The organism is Paracoccus sp. S4493 (assembly GCF_000967735.1).
In the GTDB taxonomy this organism is placed as follows: Bacteria; Pseudomonadota; Alphaproteobacteria; order Rhodobacterales; family Rhodobacteraceae; genus Paracoccus; species Paracoccus marcusii.
Map to the genome: position 1 here is coordinate 1 of NZ_JXYF01000301.1, position 1092 is coordinate 1092.

Below are 1092 nucleotides of genomic sequence, written 5' to 3' on the forward strand. Positions count from 1 at the left end.
AGGCCCCGTTACGGCATCTCGTTCTTGATCACAGCCAGAACAGAACGGTTGCGGCCAATGCGATTGCGGAAAGGTAGGTCTCCGGGCACCTGTCGTAACGTGTGGCGACACGTCTCCAGTCCTTCAGACGACCGAACATGATCTCGATGCGATTGCGCCTTTTGTAGCGGCGCTTGTCGTATTTTATGGTCTTCTTGCGCGACGTCCTGCCGGGGATGCAGGCTTTTATCCCTCTGTCCTGCAACGCTTTTCGAAGCCAGTCGGCGTCATAGCCCCGGTCTGCCAGAAACCAGTCGGCCTGCGGCAGGCTGTCCAGAAGCGCCGCCGCGCCGGTATAATCACTGACCTGTCCAGCCGACATGAAGAACCGGATAGGTCTTCCTTTAGCATCGGTGACGGCGTGCAGCTTTGTGTTCATGCCGCCTTTCGTTCGACCGATCTGGCGACCGCGCCCCCCTTTTTCGCACGTAGGCTGCAAGCCGTGCGGTGCGCCTTCAGATAAGTCGCGTCGATCATAATCGTCTTCGGATCGGTTGCCTCGGCGGCCAGGCCCACCATGATCCGGGCGAAGACACCGTTATCGCTCCAACGCTTCCAACGATTGTAGAGGGTCTTGGCCGGTCCATATTCCCTCGGCGCGTCGCACCATCGCAAGCCGTTGCGATTGATGAAGATAATGCCGCTCAGCACCCGAAGATCATCAACTCGCGGACGGCCATGGCTCTTGGGGAAGTAGGGGCGAAGGCGCGCCATCTGCGCTTCGGTCAGCCAGAACAGGTTGCTCATCGATCAGGTCTCCTTACGGCGGCCTGAATCACGCAAAGGACGTAAAATCAATGGGTCTGGAGCCTAGCACTTCTGAAGGGTCAGCACCACGGTGTTGATGCGGACGCCCACGCTGGCGAAGCTCTCGGGCGGCAGGTCGCGCCATTGGTGGCACCGATAGCCGCGCGGAGAATGCTGTGCGGCCCATGCCCGGAACCGCTCATGCTTGGCAGTCGATCCGACTTCGGCGGACGCGGGCAAGATCGCGCGCAGCTCGCCACCGGGCGCAAGGAAGTCCCACGCGTGCTTGACGTGATCCATGAAATG

The 1092-nt window shown here is 60.3% G+C and carries 1 protein-coding gene and 1 pseudogene; both read right to left on the bottom strand.

Going from position 1 to position 1092, the window contains the following annotated elements:
- Positions 1-28: 28 nt before the first annotated feature.
- A protein-coding gene (locus TW83_RS20170; RefSeq protein ID WP_157001753.1) for an IS5 family transposase occupies positions 29-786 on the bottom strand; the annotation gives its coding sequence in 2 pieces (ribosomal slippage) (positions 29-468 and positions 468-786; 759 coding nt in all).
- Between the two features lie 63 nt (positions 787-849).
- Positions 850-1092: pseudogene (locus TW83_RS21350) on the bottom strand (adenine methyltransferase); the annotation flags it as partial.